This window comes from Veillonella sp. 27098_8_77 (assembly GCF_041431535.1).
Classification (GTDB): Bacteria; Bacillota; Negativicutes; order Veillonellales; family Veillonellaceae; genus Veillonella.
In genome coordinates this window covers 124,752-147,311 of sequence record NZ_JAPVXW010000004.1, presented here as the reverse complement: position 1 = coordinate 147,311, position 22,560 = coordinate 124,752, and the positions used below count along the sequence as shown (strand labels likewise).

Below are 22,560 nucleotides of genomic sequence, written 5' to 3'. Positions count from 1 at the left end.
TGGGGGAACGTAACAGTTATTCTAAAACAGATCATGATGCTACCTTTATGCGTATGAAGGAAGACCATATGCGTAATGGACAGCTTAAACCTGCCTACAATGTACAATTAGCGGTTCATTCTGAATATATTATGGGAGTTGGTGTATTCCCTAATCCTAACGACACTAATACCTTAATTCCATTTGTACAGCAATTAGAACAGATTCATAACCGACGATTTACATATGTGGTAGCTGATGCTGGTTATGATAGCCATGAAAACTTAACTTGGTTAAAGAACAACCATTACCTATCTTGTATAAAACCACAATATTATGAAAAGGCAAAAACTAGAGCTTGGACTAAAGATATTAGTAAAGCTCGTAATATGGAATATGTACCTGAAGAAGATGCATTTATATGTGCAAAAGGCCGTAAATTAAAATATGCTTTTACGCGTAAGGCGAAAAACAAAACCGGATTTATATCTGAGCGAAAAGTATATATCTGCGAATCTTGTAACCGATGTGGATACAAGAGGGAATGCCAGCGGTATATGAAACCAACAACAGTAAATCCAGTAAAACGAATTGAAATTACACCTGCATATGATACTGTATTGGCCGAAAACCAAGATAGATTGCTTAGTGATACAGGCATTCAATTACGAATTAACCGTTCCATTCAAGTTGAAGGCGCATTTGGTGTGTTAAAACAAGATCTCGGGCTTAGACGATTTTTACACCGTGGCAGTGGAAAAGTGCATAAGATGCTATATCTACTAGCTATGGGATTTAATATTGCAAAATTATATAACAGAATACAAGCAGGACGAGTTAACACAACATTATTTACTGCAAAAGAAACTGCTTAAACTCAGAAAATTTTTAATAGGCCTAAAGGTCTGTTTAGGTGCGCCTAAAAACAAAAAATACCAAGAAAACATAGGACTTTACAAATCTAATTTTCTTGGTGTTTATTATATTTTAAAGGGGCTGCAACAAGAATGCGGTAAAACCGCATTCTGTTACAGCCCCTTTTCATTAACGATATTTTCTTAGCATACACGGAAATTATATCTAATATAAAAATCTCCCTATACTAAACATATATGACTAGTATAAATATCAATAAGTAATACAAATCATTTGTTATCGTAAGAAAATTCTAGTTTCTTTTTTGTAATATTAAAATCACTTTATTAGAACCTCGTTCTTTAAATAGTTCGATATAAACATTAACATCATAATCGTGTCCAACTATACGATTTTTGCTTATCTCGTTCCAACCTATATTTTGTTTTGAAAGTATCTCTTTAACATCGTCAATTGTAACAGAGTCATATGTAATTTCAAGATTATTATTTTGAGATGCTCTACCAGATGCATAATACTTCTCATTTATTTTTTTTGAGGATATAGTTTCTAACTTTTGTTCATATAATTGAAGACTTTGCATCTGCTCCGGCCTTTTAATATACGAATGAAGCTGAATAAGTCCCATTAGTAGAAATACAAATAAGGCCAAACCAACATAGAGTTTAACTGCAAAAGGTATCCTATTCAATTTAAAATAATTTCTATCCATATATCCTCACATTAATTTTTAGGAATATTTTTTAACTGAATGTTCTCCATTTATACTATAGGAAAACCCAAATCCAGATGGTCGTTTGTCGCCAATTCTAATGACCTCTATTGCTACAGACACGACATTCTTTCTTTTTTATAGTAGGCCCTCTAGTTAAAAGTAATCTACTAAATAAAGGGTATATTAATCAAAACCAATTTAATTATAAATGCAATAGTTCTAACCAATTATTACGTGCTAACACTACAATATATCCATCATTTAATGGATCCTTTGTTACATATACTCTATATAATTCATTTTCATATACATAACGATTCTTAGTTTGGTCAACTAACGTCCAATTCCCACTTATAGGTTTTATTAATTTTATATCTTTATGTAATGAATCTTTCCTTATTTTAATTGCTAAGCCTTTTGATAAAAGAGTTCTTCTGTTCGCCTCATATACTTCACTAGTAATCATATATTGTTCTCGAGGAAAATATGCATTTAAAGCTTGCGTCAGTTCTACTCTAGACTGCTCAACTTTATCATTATATAAAAAATTGTAGCTTAATCCACAAATTAGCCATATAAAAGAGCAGCCTAAAAATAAGTACCAAAAAACAGAGTAAATTGTTTTTAACTTCATCACTAAAAGTCCTTTATATTGCATACTGTTACATACTGTTTTTAATAATAATAAATAATCATAAATTCATTTGTAAATACCCATTTTTCTATAAGCATTTCATTGATCATTGTAACTTCTTATCCTAAGAACCCACCATGCCCCATACAGATACAATCTTCTTTTGTAATTTCATCGTCTGCGATGAGGCGTGGCACAATTTCATCAAATGCCGTTGGTTTACTAAATAGAACACCACCTGGTACGCCTAAAATTGGCGTGCCATCAGCACAGTATGCAATGCACACCATGGAGCCTGGCAAGACAGGAAGTCCATATGTTACAACGCGGTCTGCGTAGCGTTTAATGGCGCCTGGTGTTAAATCATCTGGATCTACGCTCATGCCGCCGGTACAGAATATGATGTCTGCGCCCGCCGCTTTTACTTTGTCGATAGCCGCCACAATATCGTCCGTGTTATCCGTTACGATTTCATGGACAATTTTTTTCACCCCAAATGGCGCGCAACGTTCTTCAATGATAGGTGTGAAAGCATCTTTAATGCGCCCCTCAAATACTTCGGACCCTGTTGTAACGATGCCCATTGTTTTGCGTACGAATGATTTGATAGTTAAGATAGGTCCACCTATTTTTTGAGCCTCTGTTACTTGTTGTTCTTCTAGCAATAAAGGAATACAACGCATACCAGCGATTTTATCCCCCGCTTTTACAGGCGTATTATTCAATTTCGTAACGATAGTTAATTCACCGATGCTATTGATAGCGTATAGTTTATCTACATCCACCTTGAGTAGGCCATCCACATCGGCAATGGCCTCAATTTTACCTTGTGCCATGGGACCATCATGCATATGGTCGCCCTTGGCAAGGTCATACAAGGCACGGGCCACATCTTCTTCGTGAAGAAAGCCTTCATCTTCTGGTTCCATCACATAAATATGTTCTTTACCAAGATCGAGTAATTTAGGTACATCTGCTTCTGTAATCACATGACCGCGGCGGAATGGTGTATCTTTCACCTCGCCGATGACGATGCGTACAATATCGTGTACCAATGCATGTCCAACTGCATCTTGTACTTTTATTTCTTTCATAATCTAACCTTTCAACATATATTCTATTTCATGTATATCAAACGTAATATATAGCAATATATTTACTATATCATATGAATGATAGCTGCTAATATGCATTTACGCACATACGAATTTAGCAATCCACATACCGATGGCACAAAGGGCTAAACCGCCGAGGATTTGCACCGTCCCATAGAATAGAACATCTGTAATATCACCAGATGTTAAGAGCTGTAAAAGCTCAAAGGCAAATGTAGAAAATGTGGTAAAGGCACCAAGGCCACCAACGACTAAGAAGAACCGAACCCATTGAGGCCAGTCGGGTCTACAAAGATAGGCACCTAAGATGATACCGATGATTAAACACCCGATTAAATTAACCATAATGGTGCCAAAAGGATAAGGTCCTAACCGCGCCATTACCCATTCCCCTACCACTGTTCGCGCTAGTGCACCAAGAGCACCACCGCAGGCGATTGCTATATATTTTTCCATAATAGATCTCCATAAAATTAACGATTCGTGTAATTATCATATATATATAATAATTATCACATATTACGTATTAGTCAACAATGTATTTGCTAAGTATACTAAAAGCACAAGGTAGGGATCAGAAAGGAGGTCTTATGAAGGATCCTACACTTACAATGCCTGCCTACCGACGGAATCACTATCAGGACCCAAAATTCCAGCAACAATACATGTGCTTGGGTCACAAAATCTCTACCCTGCGAACATCGATGGGCATTTCACAACGACAATTGGCCGATGTCGTGGGCATTAGTCGCAGCTATTTGAGTAAATTAGAATGTGGATACGGAATATCAGGCGTATCCATCGAGGTAGTATTTAAAATTGCTTATTGCCTCAATATTTCTACGAGTCAATTGCTACATCTTCGTACGCAAGACTATAAATCCTGTAATAGACATCTTTCCAAACATTATGAAAGAGTCGAATTTTTCCGACTAGCACACCAGCGCTTTTTGGAACTAAAAAAACGTCTCTAATCTATAGACTTCATTCATGAATAGAGACAAAATTTATTCCTTATTACACTCTCTTATATTCAACAAAAACAACATTATATAACCTTCCAAAAATTAGATTAATAAAATTAAAATAATTCCTACTTAAGACGTACAACATATATAAAAGATAAACCCCTTACAATATCTTATATATGACTTTGCAAAACAAAGGACCCTATCTAGGGTCCTTTTTACTATGTCTATGTAGTTATTATACTTCGTTCAATTTCTTATCTTGTAACTCCGCATTAGCCCGCTTAAAGATAAATGCATTATTGATATGTTCACGCATCGCATTTTCTGCGGCCACTTCGTCGTGACGTTCGATAGCATCTACGATGTGATCATGTTCATCGTCACAATCGTGTGTGCGCACTGCATTGAAGGAACTCAAATACATATCGCGATTTACTCGTTCACGGAAATCGGCTAAGTAATCAACAACGCGATCATTGCCAGAGAATTGAGCGATCATGCTGTGGAATCGGCTATTAACCTCTACGCGTGCCGTAGCGTCCTCAATGGCATGCATCTCCTTGCATAATTCCTTAAGCTCTGCCACTTGTTCTGGCGTAGCGTGACGAGCACACAAACGCGCCCCCAAACCTTCCATAACTTCGCGACATTGATACAGCGCCACGATTTCTTCTGGTGTATCCGCCTTAACGGTAACGCCCTTCCATGGCACGATAACAACAAGATTATCTTTTGCTAATTTTCTGAAAGCTTCGCGAACTGGCGTTGCACTGACTTTGAGCTGTTCTGCGATCTTAACTTCATTTAGTTTTTCTTGCGGTAATAGCTCCCCTGTTAAAATAGCCTGTTTCAAGGTCACATAAACTTGTTCACTTAAAGGCAATCGTTCAATTGAATCTACAGCGGAAAAATGATACACATCTTTTGGTTCTTTTGTACCCTTCACGTCTTTTGTCATATTTCTAGCCTTAGGTCCCCTCTAATGTTTACACGCTTTCATACTTTCAATGAACGCCTAAAATGAGTATAATAGAATGTAAGCATTTTTATATACGAACACATGTATATATAATAATTGTATACTCTATAATTATAAGTCCCGTACATATGACTGTCAATTTCAAGATAGTCACAGTTAAAAAGTGAGGAAGTTACCCCTATGAGTCGTTGTTTGGTTATCATTAACCCTGTATCTGGCGGCGGTGCAGCACGCCGATACGCCCTTGATTTACAGTGGAAATTGAGCACCCTTTTTGACACAATTGAAGTTAAATTCACCACCGGTGCCGACGATGCAACCCATTTTGCAAAGGCCGCTTGTGAGGATGGTTTTGACGCCGTTTTCTGCATGGGTGGCGATGGTACCGTTAACGAAACGGTAAACGGTATCGCCCAAGGCGGTTTCAAAGCAACCTTTGGCTTTATTCCGGTAGGAACTGTTAACGATATGTCTCGTGCTCTCGGCATTCCACAACGACCATTAGAGGCAATTCGCCGCCTCGATATCAACCAAGTTCGCTCCATCGATATTGGTCGCTGCAACGATAAATACTTCTGCAATAATATTGCAGCTGGTGTCATTCCAAAGGTTATCGAAGAGGTAACACCAAAGGAAAAACGCATCTTAGGTCCATTAGCCTACTTCTTACGCGCCGGTCAAGCACTCTTCACTACAAAGGACTATACATACCGCATTCAAACGGAAGATGATGATTTCATCTGTAAATCGCCTCTTGTACTGGCTCTACTTACCAATGTAGTTTCCAGTTTTGAACGCTTTATGCCAGAGGCCTCCGTAGATGATGGGTATATGCGCCTCGTTATTTTTAAGGAATACTTTATCCTCGATATCTTCAAGGTTCTCCCTCTTATCCTAAGCGGCGCCATCTATAACTCTAGCAATACCACTACATTGACGGTCAGAAAAGCTCATATCGAACTATTGAGCAATGTAGATAATTTACCAACCAATATGGATGGTGATGCCGGTCCGTATATGCCTGTAGACCTCGAGGTATTACCACGAGTCCTCAAGGTATTTGCACCGACAAAACATCAAAAGAAAAAACCGCTTCTCTAAGCAATACGCCCCCCCTTTGCTGGCAAATCAGTAAAGGGGGTTCGTATTATGCTAAGTAGATTGTCTTATATGTGCTTACAACAGAATCGCTTCATGCAAGCGGAAGCTATAAATATAACTTGCTTTCACAGGCATATTTGTCAATCGTTCTAGGGCCTCTTTGTAGAGGTCCATTTGTATTTTATAGCGACGAATGAGCTCATCGCTACTCTTAACGCGGTCCGTCTTATAGTCCACGAGGACCCATTGATCATCTTCTACAAAGGCCGTATCGATGATACCTTGTAAGAATAGACGTTCCCCGTTCTCTACATCTGGATATACCCGATTACCGTCAAAGAGCATACTAAATGGCAATTCTCGTTCCACTCGTTTTGAAGCAATGAGACGCTGGCCAAGATCAGAGTTAAAGAATCCATATAAGCTACGGTCGCTTAACAGGCTCCGTTCTTCATCACTAAATTTACCTTCTGCTTGCAATGAATCGAGCATATCTGTCATAGATTGTTGCGTATACTTTTTAACAGGTAACCATTGCATCGCTTCATGCATCAATGTGCCCCATTGCGCACCCGTTACGATTTCCTCAGCGTCAGCAATAGCCAATGGTTTACGACCAAATACGGAATCGGCCAGTTCTGTTTCACTAATAGCAGGGATGTTGGTATCTACTACCGCAGCCTCATCAGTAGTATCATCAGAGGTTTCACCGGATGGTACCAGTCTCTGCTGCATCGATACATCTGTAGCCGATACAGCCTCCGCATCACGTTCAGCAAATCTCCGTTTCAATTCGCTAACAGAAATCTTAGCCGTTGTCTTAGCGGCTACGAGGTTTGGATAGATGAAAGCAAAGCGCTGTACGATTTCCTCAGGCAACTCTACATCATTGACCTTACCCAAGGCTCGAACCGTATTAATGGTCGTTTCATCCACATCAGCCTTATAATCCAAATCACCATAGAGAGAGCCATCATGAATCTCTACCTTTACCTGACATTGACGGTCGAGCAAGTCAAAGTTCGTCTCTCCTTCGAGTTCAATGATATTACGAAGTGGTGCACCCCCATCTAGATGACGAGCGAAGGCAATGAGTAGCCAATGCAAATAGGAATTACCAGCTTTGATTAGATCGGCACCTAATGCTTGAGTCTGCGTCAAGGCCGCATGTTTTATATGAGCGCCAACGCCCTTTTCCTTTTTAATTTCCTTGTTGATGTATCCGATCAAGAATAGCTTATCCCGTGCCCGTGTTAATGCAACGTAGAGGATACGCTGTTCTTCGGCTTTCATGGCATCCGATTTGATAGATTTACAATAGAGCCACGGCATAGATGGATAGGATACGCGAATGTCTGGATAATAGCCCTTTAATCCAATGCCGCCATTTTTATCGACCAACAATGGTGAATTAAAGTCCATGGTATTAAATTTCTTTTGTACCCCAGACAGGAATACAACAGGGAATTCAAGCCCCTTACTCTTGTGGATGGTCATGAGACGCACCACATCATCCGCTTCGGTAACCACATTGGCAACGGCCATATCCTGATTGCTATCGCGTAAGCTTTCAACAAAGCGAAGGAACCTAAAGAGTCCGCGGAATCCGGAGGATTCAAATCCCTTAGCTCGTTCATAGAGGGCCATCACATTGGCGCGCCGCACAAGGCCATTCGGCATAGCACCTACGTAGTTCACGTAGTCCAAGGTTTCGTAAATATCCCACAATAGATCCGCCACGCCATGGCGACGAGACAATGTGCGCCAACGCTCGATATGAGCGATGAATTGGAGCAATCGTTCATCTTGATCCTGTTCTGCGTAAGTAGGCATAACAGACCATAAAGAACCGTCTCCGGTAAGGCGCAACGCCCCAAGTTCATTCGCATCGAGGCCGACAAGGCCAGAATGCAATACGGCGGCCATCGGCAAATCTTGCTCTGGATTATCGATAATTTGTAACAAGGACAAGAGCAATTGGATTTCTTGTGCCTCAAAATAGCCATCTCGTTCATTAACAACGGCCGGAATACCGGCTTGGCGCATGGCTGCTACGGCGCGCGTACCCCAACCGGCAAGCGACCTACGCAATACGGCAAAGTCGCGCCATTGAATTTGGCGGAACGAGCCATCCGCATTTTGCACCTGTTTCTTCGAGGCGTATAATTCCTTTATTTTTTGGATGATAAAATCCAATTCTCGCTCATTGTTCTCCGGTTCATCGCCGGCGGTTTCGGAATCACCATCAGCTTCGTCAGAACGATTTGTATCACTCGTATCCAAGAGATGTATTTCTACAGCGCCACCCACCCAATCGGATGGAGCCTTTTCTACGATACGGCCCGGTATGAGCGATTCTTTTTCACCATAATCAAGCTCCGCTGCCTCTTGGGTCATAATTTGGTAGAAAATAAAATTCGTAGTAGTCAAAATATTTTCGTGAGACCGGAAATTCTTTGCCAAATCAATGCGGCGCTCTACGGCGTCATTCATGAGCCCATACGTATTGTACTTGTTCATAAATAGCGAACTATCCGCCATGCGGAAACTATAAATCGCCTGTTTCACATCGCCTACGTAGAACCGATTATCTACGCGAGAAATGAGGTTGATAATGGTTTCTTGTACACCATTCGTATCTTGGTATTCGTCCACCATGATTTCTTTGAACGTATCCTGTAACTCAAGGGCCACTTCGGATGGTTTTGGATCATCTTCTGTGCCCGGTTCCACAAGGAGTGCCAAGCAGAGATGTTCCAAATCGCTAAAGTCCATGATGCCTTGCTCTTTTTTAGCCTCGTCATAGGCTTTGTGAAAGGCGATAGTCAATTCTACAAGGTTATGAATGAGCGGATATTGGTCTTTAAATTGCTGTTGCAGAACGGATTCATCAATATGGAATAGACCGTTTTTCATCCCCTTTAAGCTATCCTTGTTTTGAGAGCCTAGCGATTTAAATCCGTCTGCTAACGCACCATCGACTTCACCCTTTTCTAAGGCTTTGCCAAGGCTTGTAAAACTAGCTTTTGTAAAGGTATCCAAGTTACGGCATACGTCGACCATATCTGACCAAGTCTCAGCCCCTTTTAATTGTGCCAAAGCGGCTAATTGTTCTTGGTACACCTTGTCCCATTTCTTAGGCCCTACAGGGCTTTCAAGTAAAGGTTCCATCTGTTCGATACGGTCTGCAATGCGATTGATTTCGGCCTGTTGGTCATCCCACATAGCACGGCCCCATAAGGTATCCCGTAAATCCTGTTTTTGAGCAGCCTCGTACGGTTCTACGGCATGGCGCATCCATCCATCAGGATTCGATTGAGACATGGCAAATTCATAGAGGCTGAGCACCTTATCTTGTAATCCAGCGTCAGATTTATCATCGCTAAAGAAGTCGGACAAATCGAAGATGCCATACGCATTGTTTTCATAAGCCTCTTTCAACAGATTTTCTAACACCTCTTGTTTTAAGAGGGCCATTTCCGCTTCATTGCCGATGCGGGCCGTCGGAGGTATATCGAGTTTATAAAAATAGGAATGAATCACCCACTGACAGAAGGAATGCAATGTCGAAATATGCGCCGATGGCAATAGATTGAGCTGACGTTCTAAGCGCGCTTGTAACGCTTTATCATCGGTAGATTCCATAGCCTTGGCTAAGGCGACGCCAATACGAGCGCTCATTTCAGCGGCAGCGGCCTTCGTAAAGGTAACAACCATCAGTTCTTGTACGGATAAAGGGTTCTCCATATCTTTCAAACGCGTAATAATACGCTCTACAAGAACCGCTGTTTTACCAGAGCCAGCAGCGGCGGCGACGAGCAAGGTTTGAGCCCCTAAATTGCTATCCTTCGGGGACATGATGGCAGATTCCTGCTCCGGTGTCCATTTAACGCCCATTGTCGTCACCTCCTGTCATAGAACTATCGTTATTAGAACTTTCACCAATACTAGCGTTAGCCTGAGTTTGTCTAGATGAACCATTGAGAGCATCGCGCATTTTTTCAAGGGCATTCGCCTCATTTAAGACGCTTAAATAATTGTATTGATTGCGCTCGTTATCAAAGCGACACACGGTCTTGTAATCGCAATAGGAACAAGGAATGGCCTTATTCAACTGATATGGAGCAATGGGGAATTCACCCTTGCCGATGGAAGAGCCGGTATCAGCCATAATCGATTCCGTATAACGGCACATGATATCAAAATCACCGGAGGATTTAACAATTTTCATATCCCCAGAATGGATGGTCCCCTTCCCGGTAATACGAACGGGCACATAAGGGCCTTTGCTCTTATAGGTGAGCAAATTTTTATCCATCTTTTCCAACATGTCGATATCATCTGTAAAATACCCTTTATTATTAAGGGCCCCATTTGTATCCGCCAAGGCTTTGGCCTCTTCATAAGACACAGGCTCACCCGCTGGCGTTCGTGGATTTTTTACATATGTATACACCACAGCGGCCGGTGTCATCGGTTGATCATGGTATTTCTTATAAGCCGATTCTAATGCCAATAGATAGGTCATCAATTGTAATTTTAGGCCATAATAGATTTCTTGTGCATTAACCGATGTACTACCCGATTTATAGTCGATAACCATACCGTACGTATGACCATCACGATTATATTCATCAATACGGTCAATTTGCCCTACTAAACGTAAATAGCGATCATCTCCAAGGGATACCTTAATAGAGTCCCATCCATTGGGACGTCCAAAATCCTGTTCTAAATACATCGTATCAAAGGAGGACCGGCTAGACCAATCAACAAGGCGCGATACCGTTTTCTGTAATGTTCTTACAACGCGCTCTTCAATAGCCTTATCATAGGCTGTCTTTTCATCCTCATCATAACGGTTTTCTTCTAATATATCCGCTGCTACGCGAGCACATAATTCTTGTTGCGCCGTTTCGTCTAAATCACGCCATTGCTTATGCTCGGATAGTAATTGTGTTCCCAACCGCTCTAAATTGGCATGTAAAAAGGTACCAATTTCAGGGGCCCCAAAGGAACGAACCTTGCGAGGCTCTAATTTTAACCCATATTGAGCATAGAATTTAAACGGACATTGACGATATTTTTCAAGGCGCGTTACCGACCCAGACATATAACCCCGTTTGAGGAACAGACCATTTACTAACTCCGGTGCAATAACAGGTACATCATTATTATCTCGAATACCACGGCTCACGTCCTCTAAGCGTGGTCTGTAGGCCGCATCATAGCGAGCCCAGTTATAGAGGCCCCACCACAGTGGTGATACAGGTACGCCACTAAACAAAGCGCCCCACCGTTCAGATAATAGGGATAGACTTTGGTATGGACGCCATAAATATTCATCTTCTGTGCCGTCTTGAATGGTAAAAGGAACCTCTATAGGGGACGTACAGAAACCGAGGGATTGTAATCGTTTAATAACGAGGGAACTTTCAAGTCCTTCCCCTTCATCATTAGAGCCTGCATAGGATATGGTCAAATACTCTTCAGCCCGCGTCATCGCTAGATAGAGAAGAAAGTTTTCATTGAACGCCTTTGGCAAGGCCCCTTCCGCAAGGACGATGCCCGCTTCAGCCAATGCCTCCCGTTCTCTATCCTTGATTAAACCTTCATCGCCCATGTTTTGTGGGAATACGCCTTGATTAAGGCCCATCACATAGACCCGAGGCCACGATTGGCTGTACGCCCGTTCTATGGTGGTAATCACTACGTGATCGAGGGACGGCGGAATCATAGAATAATGGACATTGTCGAGGGCCTCTTCTAAGAGGGCTATCATTTCATCCAACGTCAATGTTTCCGTATCGGTGAGGACCATCATTTCATCGAGAAATCCGATAACCGCATTGTACATTTGCTCGTGACTGGCCTTGGATTCTAAATCGCCATCTCGCTCCGCCTCTAGTGACCATTCATAGAGTCGTTGAGGCACTTGTAATGCTTCGAGAACTGTGTAGATGTGTTTACACCATTCCGCTCCCGTATGCGCGTCGCTGGACGCGGCGAAATCAAACCAAGGTATCAAAATATCCATGATGGCCTGTCTCGATGCATTCACGCGCTCATGTCTCGGTGCATCCGGTTGTTCCTCGTCTGAAAGCCCCGTTACACGGCGCATATAGGACCAATTATCCCGTTCCCACTGTAGATGGTCGATACCGAATTCGAGTACATAGTTTTCCAATTCATCTACTGCTTCACGACTAAGAGGCGTCAAATCCGTTTTCAATAGACGGAACATGATGTCACGACTATAACTATGCTTAACGATACCGAGCAAATCCGTCATCAATTCCCCAAGCGGATGATTATTCATAGGACGTTGACGGTCTCCAAAGTGAGGTATCCCATAACGGGTAAATACCTTTTCCAACGTATCGCCATAGGTTTCGGATTCACGCAGCATAATACATATATCGCGGTAGCGTGCATTAGGATTGCTTTCAATATAAGAAAGGATATCACGAGCCACCCAATCCGCTTCGCGTTCTCGATTATAGGCGCTCACAAGCGGTATATGTTCATCCGTGGTATTGCGCTTACCATGAAAGAAATTTTCCTCTAAGGATTGCAACACGGGTGTCCCTTTATGCCCTGTAAAGTGTTGAAAGGACAATTTCTTTCCATATTCCTTATAAAGATTTTCTAAAATTTCAACAGAACGATTAAAGATGCCGTAATGCCCTGTATTAGCCAATATACGTTTAGGATCAGCCGGTAAATCAACGGTGATTACCGATTCTACAGCTAGGTCAAAAAGCATGTATAATAATTCAAAATGAACCGGTGTAAACCAGTGGAATCCATCGACAAAGACGTGGCAGTTTTCCATCAATGGCGACTGTGGCAATGCATGAACAAGGTCCATAATAGGGTCCCCATCAATTTGCCCATGAAGCTGCAATTCCTCTTCGTAGGCCGACATGCATAGTGCCAATTCCCGTAGTTTTTTCTGTAGCACCCCATTTGATACGCGGTCCGCACCAGATTCTAATTCATCAGGTCCAATGCGAAACGAGCGAAACTCGGAAAACAAACCTTGCAAGACCGATGAAAACTCCGGCCGTTTAGCCGCTTGTGACAATAGACCTAACTCATTCCCTTTTCGTTTCATCACAAGGCTTAGCAACATGGTTCTCCCCAACTGAGATATACTCTGTTGCTGAGCCTTTACATTGCCTATCGATTGATACACCTGATAGGCGAGCCGTCCAAAGCCAACAACGCGGACCGTCGTAAAGCCGCCTTGAGGCATGAATTCCGCAAGTTCCCGTTCCACGCGATAAGTTGCTGGCTCTGGAACGAGCAAAATAATAGGGTCACCAGGACACTCGGTGATGACCTGCCGAATGCGTTCATATACGGCACAGGTCTTTCCTGATCCAGCGCGACCATAATACATGGTAATACTCATACTACCTCCCACAACGATGTTATATTTAGTAATTCTGCTTATATTTCATCATCCCTGAGACAAAATATATAGCATGGATAACTTATATGACATATAAATATATATACTATTGTACACCATGCAATATCAAAATTGCATTTGACAAATTCTCATTTTTACATTATTCTGTTTACAAAAATTAAAAAAGTTAAATTTGTTTATATTTTATTTACATATTGATACTCATCGTGTATAATGAAGTCTAGATGAAGTGTTATTTGTAAAAATGTGAGATTAGGAGTCTTTATTATGAATACAAAACGAATTGCAACGGTTTTCGCCGTATTAGCAGCAACAACAGTATCTTTCTCGGCTTTTGCCGCATCCATGGACGCTAATGCACGCGCTTATGAACGCGCTGCAGCAGAACAAGCTCAATATCAATATACACCTGCAAACAGTGCACCTGTTCAACAAGCGAGCTATGTAGCAACGCCTCCACGTCCTAACTATTCCCCATTGCCAGCTGTTCCTTATACAGCAGGTGATATGAGCCAACAAATGCCTGTATCTAAAGATTTAGGCGACCCTATCTTCGTGGCTCCACAAACAACAGCTGTAGGCATGCAAATCATGGATCCAATTCCAAACCCTAACGCACCACAACAACAAGCTGTAGATGCACCTGCTACACTTACTTTCAGCAAAAGTGGCAGCGGTTATGTATCCACATACAGAAATAACCAATTGAACGCATTTGACGTATTGTTGAACGGTCGTTCTTATACATTCGATTTACCAGCATATACAAATGGTTACCAAGTAAAAACTGCTAGTACATACAACCGTGCTGGTAATGGCATCGCCAATGTATTTACAACAAATGTAATTACAGAAGCAATCGTAAATAACACATCCTTGCGTGTTACTGTTAACATGACACAACCTACATCCGTAGCAGCATCTAAATTACGCGCTATGCAACAATCTGGCCAAGTAACATTAGGTGAAGTATCCACATTGTTTGCTTATAATGAAAGCTATGATGGCGTAAAACAAGCTGCTAACTATGATGTATACAACAATAATGGTCGTTTCATTGTTGTAAAATCCGGTGCCGTAACAGTACCAAATGGTGCACAACATCCATACGCAACAGCTATGTTCGCAATCACTGATGATACGGTAGCAGCTGTAACTGTTTCCGGTAACAGTGGTGAAACTTATGAACTTGTGAAAGGCACTGCTTACGCTATCGCAGCTTCTGCACACGCTGCAGCTGACAAAACATCCAAACAAAAATAATAGACCTCCAGTGTACGACTTATGTCGATCACTACATATAATGAAAAGAGCACATCCTACGGGAACGTGCTCTTTTCTACTATAATCGTGTAAATGTTTCCAATGCCTTATAGGCCATCAAGCGATAACCTCGTTCGTTAGGATGAACCTCACCGGCAAATACGATTTGACCGATTTGATCCGCTTCATGAAGAACGGTATAAAAATCAATTGTTTTTAAATTATGTTCTCTGGCATAGTCTTGTAAACGACGGTTCACATCCACCACCACATGATTAAGGCCATCCATTTCACTATCGATTTGTGTTTCAAGACCGATGATAACATGCCCTTTTTCACTAGCCATTGTAACAGCCTTAATGAGCTTATTATATACATAGTCACTATCGCGGTTTTGCAAAATATCATTTGTGCCACACATGATGCATATATAACGATCATCTTCATAGGACTTATCGATACACCAGGATTCTAAATAATTAATTAAACCTTGTACTGATAATCCATCAATACCGTGATTTTCCATATGATATGCGGGTAGTGCGGCACTACAGAGTTCAACCCAACCGTGACCAGGTCTCACATCATATCCACGGGTTATGCTATCTCCAAAACATATTATTTTCATGAAATCCTCCCTGTACATTAATTCATCTACATTGTAAAATATATATGTATAAAGTACAATATGTTACTCATTTTCATGTATTTTTAAGTACATTATGGTACACTTTTTTCACATGGAGAGGAGAATTATAATGAAATATTTTTTAGCTCTCGTGGGAACCCTATTGTGTACCTCGCAATCGGGATTTGCCATATCACAATACGAAATAGAGCAAAAGCCCACTCAATATCAGCTAGCCTATTCTAGCGATACCGAGCGTATGTATGTCGACCTTAGTTCGATTCATACGAAACAGACTGCTGCTAATTATAAAACCGTACAGGCTAGACTGTTGAGCTTGTACACAAAAAATAATGTAATCGCAGACTACGATACAAATTTTACATTTTACAGTCAACAGCCTAATGCACCGGTGACGATGACGGCATGGAAAATATCAAAGCCTACATTTTATGCAGAAAATGGGTACCCCATCGATACATTACCGCAGCAACGGTTAGCAAAGGATTACGGTCAACATGTGGCGGCGCCAAATAGCCCATCACAACGCATTGGGGAATTTGTCTATAATACGTCTAAAGAGATGGAAAAGATTACCTATACATACGATAATCCATATATTCCACCACAAGTATTCCCACCTATAGTTGATCAACAAACAAGGACCGTATTATTCGGTCTCATGCCTCCTACAGATGCTGTTATTTCTACGCCAATGGATCGTGTTATACCCGCACCGCCTGCACCTCCGACTAATATGCAACCAAGCTTACAACCAGGTCATGTAGGCGGACCTAACCCAGATAGCTTAGGTGACCGTGGGCGCTTCTCACCAAATTTAAATGCACTTCAAATGGGTAAATTCCAACCATCTAATCAAAATATTGCTCTTCCAGATCGACAAGGACCTCCTGGTCCTCAAGGTTTTAGAGATACCAAGAATCGTGATGGCCGGAATCTTAACGATAATGGTCATGGACGCGGTCGTGCTGACATGTCACCTAATAGTCCTAATCACGATAATCATCACAACGATGGTAATCGTGACAACGGCGGTCGTAATGGCGGTGGTCGCGGGAATGGTGGCCATGGTGGTGGTCAAGGTCCTCATTAATTATTATTTACCAAAACATTTAGAAACACGAAAACCCTCATCGTTATCGATGAGGGTTTGTTTTATGGCTTTCACAAGCGAAATTTATTTTTTTAGTCTTACAAAGAACAAGGCAATAGCACCGATAACTGGTGCAATAGCAAGGGTCATCAATGCAGATTTATAGCTACCAGTTGCGGTTAGCATACTACCTAAAATCATAGGAGCCAACATAACACCGATTTGATTGAATAAGTTTACAAAACCTGCCGTAGTACCTCGCAAGTGAGGTTCTGCTGATTGTACAACGAGAGCATTCGTCAACGCACTGTGCATGAATGCGCCAATACCAAGAATTGGACCTGTAATAAAGAGCATATCTGGGTTTGTGGTGCTCGCAAAGAGTATTAAGGCCGGTCCAAATAAGAACATAACGAGTGCTGTTAAATGATTTTTCTTAATTGGCAAAATATCGGATAAAATACCGATGGTTGGCTTTGCAATAAGTGCAGCTAAGCCAAAAGCGGACATAACATGACCCGCATAGATGGCATTAACACCTAGTTGTTTTACCATGTACAAGTTTGACCATTGAGCCACCGCCCATGTAGCACCGGTAGCGAAGAAGCCGGCAAACGCAAGGCAACGAATATTGCGATTTTTTAACACGTGAATCAAGTTTTCTTTTATGGATGGCTTGTCCCCTACAGGAACCGCTTCGATATGAGCCTCCGCTTCACATTGGGCTAGGATTTCAGCACTTGGCTTACGAACTGTAAAGTAGCTAAGTATAAAAATAAGAACTGGCAACATAGCTGTTAAGAGGAATGCATTTTGCCAACCATAATTAGTTGCTACATAAGGGGCATATAAATTTACAGTCGCCACCCCAAGCGATGTACAAGACATGAAAATACCAACGGCTGCGCCACGTTGATTAGAACCAAAGTAATCCCCAATAGCACTCAAGCAAGAGGCCTGTACAGGACCGGATACGATACCTAATAAGAAACGCAACACCCATCCATAAGTATAATTATCAATGGTACTCATCAATGCGGTGATGACTGCCATGGCGAGTAAACTAACCAATATAGTATAACGATAACCGATTCTATCCGCTAAGATACCACCTGGTAATACCATGATGGCATACCCCATGTAAAAGGCGGATAAATAGGTTGTCCCCATTTGTGGTGTAAAATTCAATGCTTCATTGACAATCGGCATCAATGATGCCCAAGATAAGCGCATAACAAAGCTAATCAAAAACGTTAGCCATACGCTGACAAGAATTAAAATCTGAGTTCGCGAGAAACCAATTCTACTCATACGAGCTCCTTTCTATAGAAAAATAACATATAGAGCTATCATACTATAAATAGAAAGAATTTTTCAAATTCTTTCTATTTATCATCATACAACAGGGTAATATATATGATAGAGTATGGAGAATTCCCTCTTACTACGTTTCTTGACAAATAAATTTATATCACTTATCTTAAAATCATAAGTAGGATTATTAGCCTGACTACCTGTACCTTCATGTACAGCAGCAGCAATAATCCTACTTATGTTATTTATATACTAATATTTGAGGTTATAGGACAAAAAAGCAGTACTACTAACGTTAAGGCACAGAGTGGCAATAGCCAAGCGGCCAATCATACGTCTAGTAGTACTGCTTTTGATACTATAAGTATAAAATTGAATGGCGGAGAGGGTGGGATTCGAACCCACGGCCCCTTGCGGAGTCACTGGTTTTCAAGACCAGCTCCTTAAACCACTCGGACACCTCTCCATAATGGTATATTATAGCAGATTTGTATTGAAGTGTGCAACAATTGAATAGAGGTAACCTCAGATATCTCCCATGAAGAACTAATCATACTAGAGATAAAAAAGCTGGCCTAGGCCAGCTTTCAGTATATCTATTATAATCAGTATCTTAGAAAAGATCTTTTTTCCACATGCCAATAATGGCCACAATGGAACAGGCTACGGAGATACCCACAACCTCGAAGAAACCATTTTCATCGTTTTGGAATGGCAATGGCACGTTGGTCCCCCACAAGCTAAAGATAATGGTCGGTACGGCCAAGGTAATCGTCAAGGCTGCCAACATTTTCATAACCATATTAAGGTTGTTTGAAATGATGGATGTAAAGGCGTTCATCATGTTCATCAAGATATTAGAATACATTTCAACCATTTCTATGGCCTGTTTATTCTCGATGATAACGTCCTCTAATAAATCCTCATCTTCCTCATACATCTTGAGAAGATGTTTATAGGAACTGTGACCACGCAAGCGCAATAAACGTTCCATAACGGTACCATTGGTACGCAAGGCGGACGTGAAGTATGTCATGGATTTCTGTAATTCCAACAATTGGAAGAAGTCCTTGTTCTTTGTAGTATGACGCAATTGGACTTCAATATCGTCGGTACGACGGTTGATTTGTTGCAAGTAACGCAAGAACATGGTCGCCGTGCGATACAAAATTTGGAACAAGAAACGGGTCTTTTTATACGTATAGAACGTAGAAATCTGATTAGAAATAAACGGATAGAGCACTTCAGATTCTTCTAAACAGATGGTAATAAAGAAATCTGGCGTCAAAAAGATACCAAGTGGCACCGTATCGTACATATCATTGCCGCGAACAACAGGAATGTTGATAACAACAAAGATATAATTGTCCTCTAACTCCACGTGAGAACGTTCTTCCATATCGAGAGCGGTCTTTAATACGTCTGTAGGAATTTCCGTCAGGATATTGATAAGGGATAACTCATCGGGGTCTGGGTTCACCAAATTTACCCATGAACCTTTTGTGGCATCTGATACCGTGTAATCGGCTACTAATTCTTCTTCTATGTGCTTGTACACCGTGATCATGTTATCCCTCCTTCCGAGCGAAAATACTGTATCTCATCTTTAAAATTATATACTATTTAGGTGTACTATTCAATTCTCTTGTGAAAGTTTTACATAGAAAAACTGCTCCTCATTGCCTAATACAATGTAGGAGCAGTTTATTATCTATCAGTATTATTTTCTACTTAAGATGCGGACAGAGTTTAAGATACAAAGGATGGATACGCCTGTATCGCCAAATACAGCCCACCACATGGATGCATAGCCTAGGATGCCAAGCAACATGATAAGGATTTTAACAGCAATGGCGAATACAACGTTTTGCCAAGCCACGCGCAATGTTGATTTGGACAAATCAAGAATATGTGCAATAGCGGTCAAAGATGGACGCATGAACACAACGTCGGCCGCTTCGATAGCCGCATCAGCGCCGCTACCCATCGCACCACCTACGTCAGCACCAGCAAGAACTGGCGCATCATTGATGCCATCGCCTACGAACATGGTAGGACCATATTCAGAGCGAATATCTTGAACAACGGATAATTTATCTTGAGGCAATAGTTGAGCACGTACTGCGCTTACACCCGTTTCTTTGGCGATATAGTTAGCGCTTGCTTCAGCATCACCAGTAAGCATAACAGTTTTAATATCTTGACGATTAAGATCAGCAATCGCTTCAGCAGAATCTGGACGAGCTTCATCGGCGATGATAATACGGCCAAGGTATGTATTACCTTCGGCTACAAGAACTTCTGTACCGTATTCAGCAGGTTCTGTTGGATAGCCTTGTACATCATAGCGTTCCATAAGGCGACGGTTACCAACAAGTACTTGTTGACCATCTGCCATACCTACCATGCCTTCGCCAGCTAATTCCTGAACGAAATCGGAAGGTTCCACTGTAAGGCCTTGATCTTTTGCTTCAGAAACAATGCTTGTTGCTATTGGATGTGTAGATACAGCTTCGATAGCTGCCGCCATGGATAATAATTGACCAGAACTTACATGGGAGCCTACAGTTTCTACGTTGTGAACTTTGAACTCACCAGATGTAATAGTACCTGTTTTATCAAGAGCTACTGCTTTCACATTAGCCAATGCTTCGATAACACGACCACCTTTAAGCAAGATGCCATGTTTGGATGCGTTACCAATACCGGAGAAGAATGCAAGTGGCACGCTTAGCACCAATGCACATGGACAAGAAATAACAAGGAATGTTAAGGCTGTATAAATCCATCTATGCCATTCGCCAGTAATGAGGGATGGAATAATCGCAACAGCAAGGGCAAGGGCTACTACGATTGGAGTATATACACGAGCAAAGCGCGTAATGAATTTATCGATTTTAGGTTTCGATGCAGCTGCATTTTCAACAGCATCAAGAATTTTAGTAACCATGGATTCTTCTAGAACCTTATCGACGCGCATCGTAATACGTCCAGTTTCATTGATGCAGCCAGACATCAATTGTGTACCTGGTTCTGCGCGAACAGGTACTGGTTCGCCGGTTACAGGAGCCGTATTGACGCGAGTTTCACCTTCAAGAATCGTACCGTCTAGAGGAATCAAATCGCCAGGACGAACTTCAATAGTCCAGCCCACCTCAACCTTTTCAGGGGACATAACTACAATTTCGCCACCGCCGCATGTATCTATGACGCGCACCTCTTGAGGACGCATATCTACAGCATTCATGATTTCTGTACGGCTACGATCTGTTGCTTTTTCTTCAAAGAATTCACCGATACGGTAGAATAAAATAACACCAACCGCTTCAGGCAATGCATCGATAGCGATGGCACCTAATGTAGCGATGGACATCAAGAAGTTTTCATCAAATATTTCACCCTTTAAGATATTACGCGCTGCTGTACGCAATACAGGAAATGCAAGGAGTACATAAGCAACGTAGTAAATCGGAGTTTCAATAGATTCTGGCAATCCGATGGATGGAACAAAGGAAGTCAATGCATCATAGATCATAAATAATAGACCTACTACGATAACTGCAATTGTTACAGAGTCATTGTCCTGATTGTTTTCACGGCCATCATCCACAGCCGCTTTAGATTTACGTTCGTAATCAGCTACTGTTACGCCCTCTTCGATAGCATCACAGATATCTTGAATGTCACGCTTAAGAGCCTCACGGTCCTCCCAAGACCCAGTTAATTTTAATTGATGGGTAGCAAGTGTAAAGTTAGCTGTTTCTACCACATCCATTTTACGGATACGATCTTCGATTTTCGCTCCACAGTTCGGACAGTTTAAATTCTTTAGAAGTAATGTTTCTTCCATGATATCTCCTTTATCTATATTTGAAAGCACAGAAAGCTTTCATCCTATATGAATTAAAGCAACATATGAATGTTCGTTCATATATTATTTTAATAGAATCTATACTATATGTCAAGAAAAATTATCAAAATTAATAAGATGTAAAACAGCCCATACGTATCACCTATACGCATGGGCTAATTCTATATTCTTACATTATAGTATTTACTATTTTCATTCATAAAGATTGATTTCTTTTATATCTTTAAAGGTAATGACAATCCCCTCTATAGACATAGTATGAGCCGTCTTGTTTATCAGCTCTATAGCACCCACTAGTTCCGTATAACAATGACCGTTGTAATATAGGACTCGCACAAAATTCCCGTCTGTCAATGATTGGATTGTACGATTTAGTTCCTCTAGTTGGTCCTCAGATAACTCTACACGAACCTCCTTAGGCCGTGCTACGGCTGCCAGCAATGTTTCAAATCCCTTTAACGCCGCAAAAGGCATAAATTGTTTAGCCCGTTGCAAGCGCGACATCCGATGTTTCATGAATGTATACCTTCCCTCACGCAATACATCAATTCCTATTGTAAAA

17 protein-coding genes and 1 tRNA gene are annotated in these 22,560 nt (G+C 41.3%); 5 read left to right on the top strand and 13 right to left on the bottom strand.

The features are described 5' to 3' along the window. Positions 1-854 (top strand): transposase (locus tag O3617_RS04085; RefSeq protein ID WP_371448828.1); only part of this gene is annotated, 854 nt, incomplete at its 5' end. Positions 855-1,147: 293 nt separating this feature from the next. Here the strand turns inward: O3617_RS04085 and O3617_RS04080 are convergent. From O3617_RS04080 to crcB, 4 genes are all read right to left on the bottom strand, one after another. After that, the gene (locus O3617_RS04080; protein ID WP_371448826.1) at positions 1,148-1,567 is read right to left on the bottom strand and encodes a hypothetical protein; all 420 of its coding nucleotides are present in this window, start codon (positions 1,565-1,567) and stop codon (positions 1,148-1,150) included. A 205-nt stretch (positions 1,568-1,772) separates the two neighbouring features. Continuing rightward, positions 1,773-2,204 (bottom strand): hypothetical protein, encoded by a 432-nt coding sequence (locus O3617_RS04075; RefSeq protein ID WP_371448825.1) that lies wholly within the window; start codon positions 2,202-2,204, stop codon positions 1,773-1,775. Positions 2,205-2,323: 119 nt separating this feature from the next. Further along, the gene (locus O3617_RS04070; protein WP_371448824.1) at positions 2,324-3,298 is read right to left on the bottom strand and encodes a molybdopterin-binding protein; all 975 of its coding nucleotides are present in this window, start codon (positions 3,296-3,298) and stop codon (positions 2,324-2,326) included. 99 nt (positions 3,299-3,397) lie between these two features. Next, positions 3,398-3,775 (bottom strand): fluoride efflux transporter CrcB, encoded by a 378-nt coding sequence (gene crcB, locus O3617_RS04065; RefSeq protein WP_156718319.1) that lies wholly within the window; start codon positions 3,773-3,775, stop codon positions 3,398-3,400. An 80-nt stretch (positions 3,776-3,855) separates the two neighbouring features. On the opposite strand from crcB, the gene O3617_RS04060 reads away from it, so the two are divergent. After that, positions 3,856-4,293 carry a helix-turn-helix domain-containing protein gene (locus tag O3617_RS04060; protein WP_005384514.1) on the top strand — a complete coding sequence of 146 codons (438 nt, stop codon included), beginning with the start codon at positions 3,856-3,858 and terminating at the stop codon, positions 4,291-4,293. A gap of 232 nt (positions 4,294-4,525) precedes the next feature. Here O3617_RS04060 and O3617_RS04055 read toward each other — a convergent pair whose 3' ends face one another. Beyond that, positions 4,526-5,248 (bottom strand): GntR family transcriptional regulator, encoded by a 723-nt coding sequence (locus tag O3617_RS04055; RefSeq protein ID WP_009660730.1) that lies wholly within the window; start codon positions 5,246-5,248, stop codon positions 4,526-4,528. Between the two features lie 201 nt (positions 5,249-5,449). On the opposite strand from O3617_RS04055, the gene O3617_RS04050 reads away from it, so the two are divergent. Next, a complete protein-coding gene (locus tag O3617_RS04050; RefSeq protein ID WP_156718313.1) occupies positions 5,450-6,370 on the top strand; it encodes a diacylglycerol kinase family protein in 921 nt (306 codons plus the stop codon). Between the two features lie 75 nt (positions 6,371-6,445). Here the strand turns inward: O3617_RS04050 and addA are convergent, their stop codons facing one another. Beyond that, complete coding sequence (gene addA, locus O3617_RS04045) at positions 6,446-10,267, bottom strand: helicase-exonuclease AddAB subunit AddA (protein ID WP_371448821.1); 3,822 nt, start codon at positions 10,265-10,267, stop codon at positions 6,446-6,448. Next, positions 10,257-13,787 (bottom strand): PD-(D/E)XK nuclease family protein, encoded by a 3,531-nt coding sequence (locus tag O3617_RS04040; protein WP_156718295.1) that lies wholly within the window; start codon positions 13,785-13,787, stop codon positions 10,257-10,259. The genes addA and O3617_RS04040 overlap by 11 nt, the downstream gene beginning before the upstream one ends. A gap of 288 nt (positions 13,788-14,075) precedes the next feature. On the opposite strand from O3617_RS04040, the gene O3617_RS04035 reads away from it, so the two are divergent. Continuing rightward, a complete protein-coding gene (locus tag O3617_RS04035) occupies positions 14,076-15,071 on the top strand; it encodes a hypothetical protein (RefSeq protein WP_005377971.1) in 996 nt (331 codons plus the stop codon). Between the two features lie 79 nt (positions 15,072-15,150). On the opposite strand, the gene O3617_RS04030 is transcribed toward O3617_RS04035, so the two are convergent. Beyond that, positions 15,151-15,699, bottom strand: coding sequence for a GDSL-type esterase/lipase family protein (locus O3617_RS04030; protein ID WP_005378074.1), 549 nt, complete (start codon positions 15,697-15,699; stop codon positions 15,151-15,153). A 130-nt stretch (positions 15,700-15,829) separates the two neighbouring features. Between O3617_RS04030 and O3617_RS04025 the strand changes: the two genes are divergently transcribed. Then, on the top strand, positions 15,830-16,813 hold the full coding sequence (locus O3617_RS04025; protein ID WP_038149057.1) for a hypothetical protein: 984 nt from the start codon (positions 15,830-15,832) through the stop codon (positions 16,811-16,813). 84 nt (positions 16,814-16,897) lie between these two features. Here the strand turns inward: O3617_RS04025 and O3617_RS04020 are convergent, their stop codons facing one another. The 5 genes from O3617_RS04020 to O3617_RS04000 all read right to left on the bottom strand — a co-directional run bounded on the left by O3617_RS04020 (position 16,898) and on the right by O3617_RS04000 (position 22,514). Further along, positions 16,898-18,124 (bottom strand): MFS transporter, encoded by a 1,227-nt coding sequence (locus tag O3617_RS04020; RefSeq protein ID WP_005378098.1) that lies wholly within the window; start codon positions 18,122-18,124, stop codon positions 16,898-16,900. Between the two features lie 380 nt (positions 18,125-18,504). Then, a tRNA-Ser gene (locus O3617_RS04015) sits at positions 18,505-18,593 on the bottom strand. A 147-nt stretch (positions 18,594-18,740) separates the two neighbouring features. After that, positions 18,741-19,694: a magnesium transporter CorA family protein gene (locus O3617_RS04010; RefSeq protein ID WP_005378032.1), complete on the bottom strand. Its 954-nt coding sequence runs from the start codon at positions 19,692-19,694 to the stop codon at positions 18,741-18,743. Between the two features lie 153 nt (positions 19,695-19,847). Beyond that, on the bottom strand, positions 19,848-21,977 hold the full coding sequence (locus O3617_RS04005) for a cation-translocating P-type ATPase (RefSeq protein ID WP_005378095.1): 2,130 nt from the start codon (positions 21,975-21,977) through the stop codon (positions 19,848-19,850). A gap of 213 nt (positions 21,978-22,190) precedes the next feature. After that, on the bottom strand, positions 22,191-22,514 hold the full coding sequence (locus O3617_RS04000; protein ID WP_038122987.1) for a YolD-like family protein: 324 nt from the start codon (positions 22,512-22,514) through the stop codon (positions 22,191-22,193). Between the last annotated feature and the right edge of the window lie 46 nt (positions 22,515-22,560).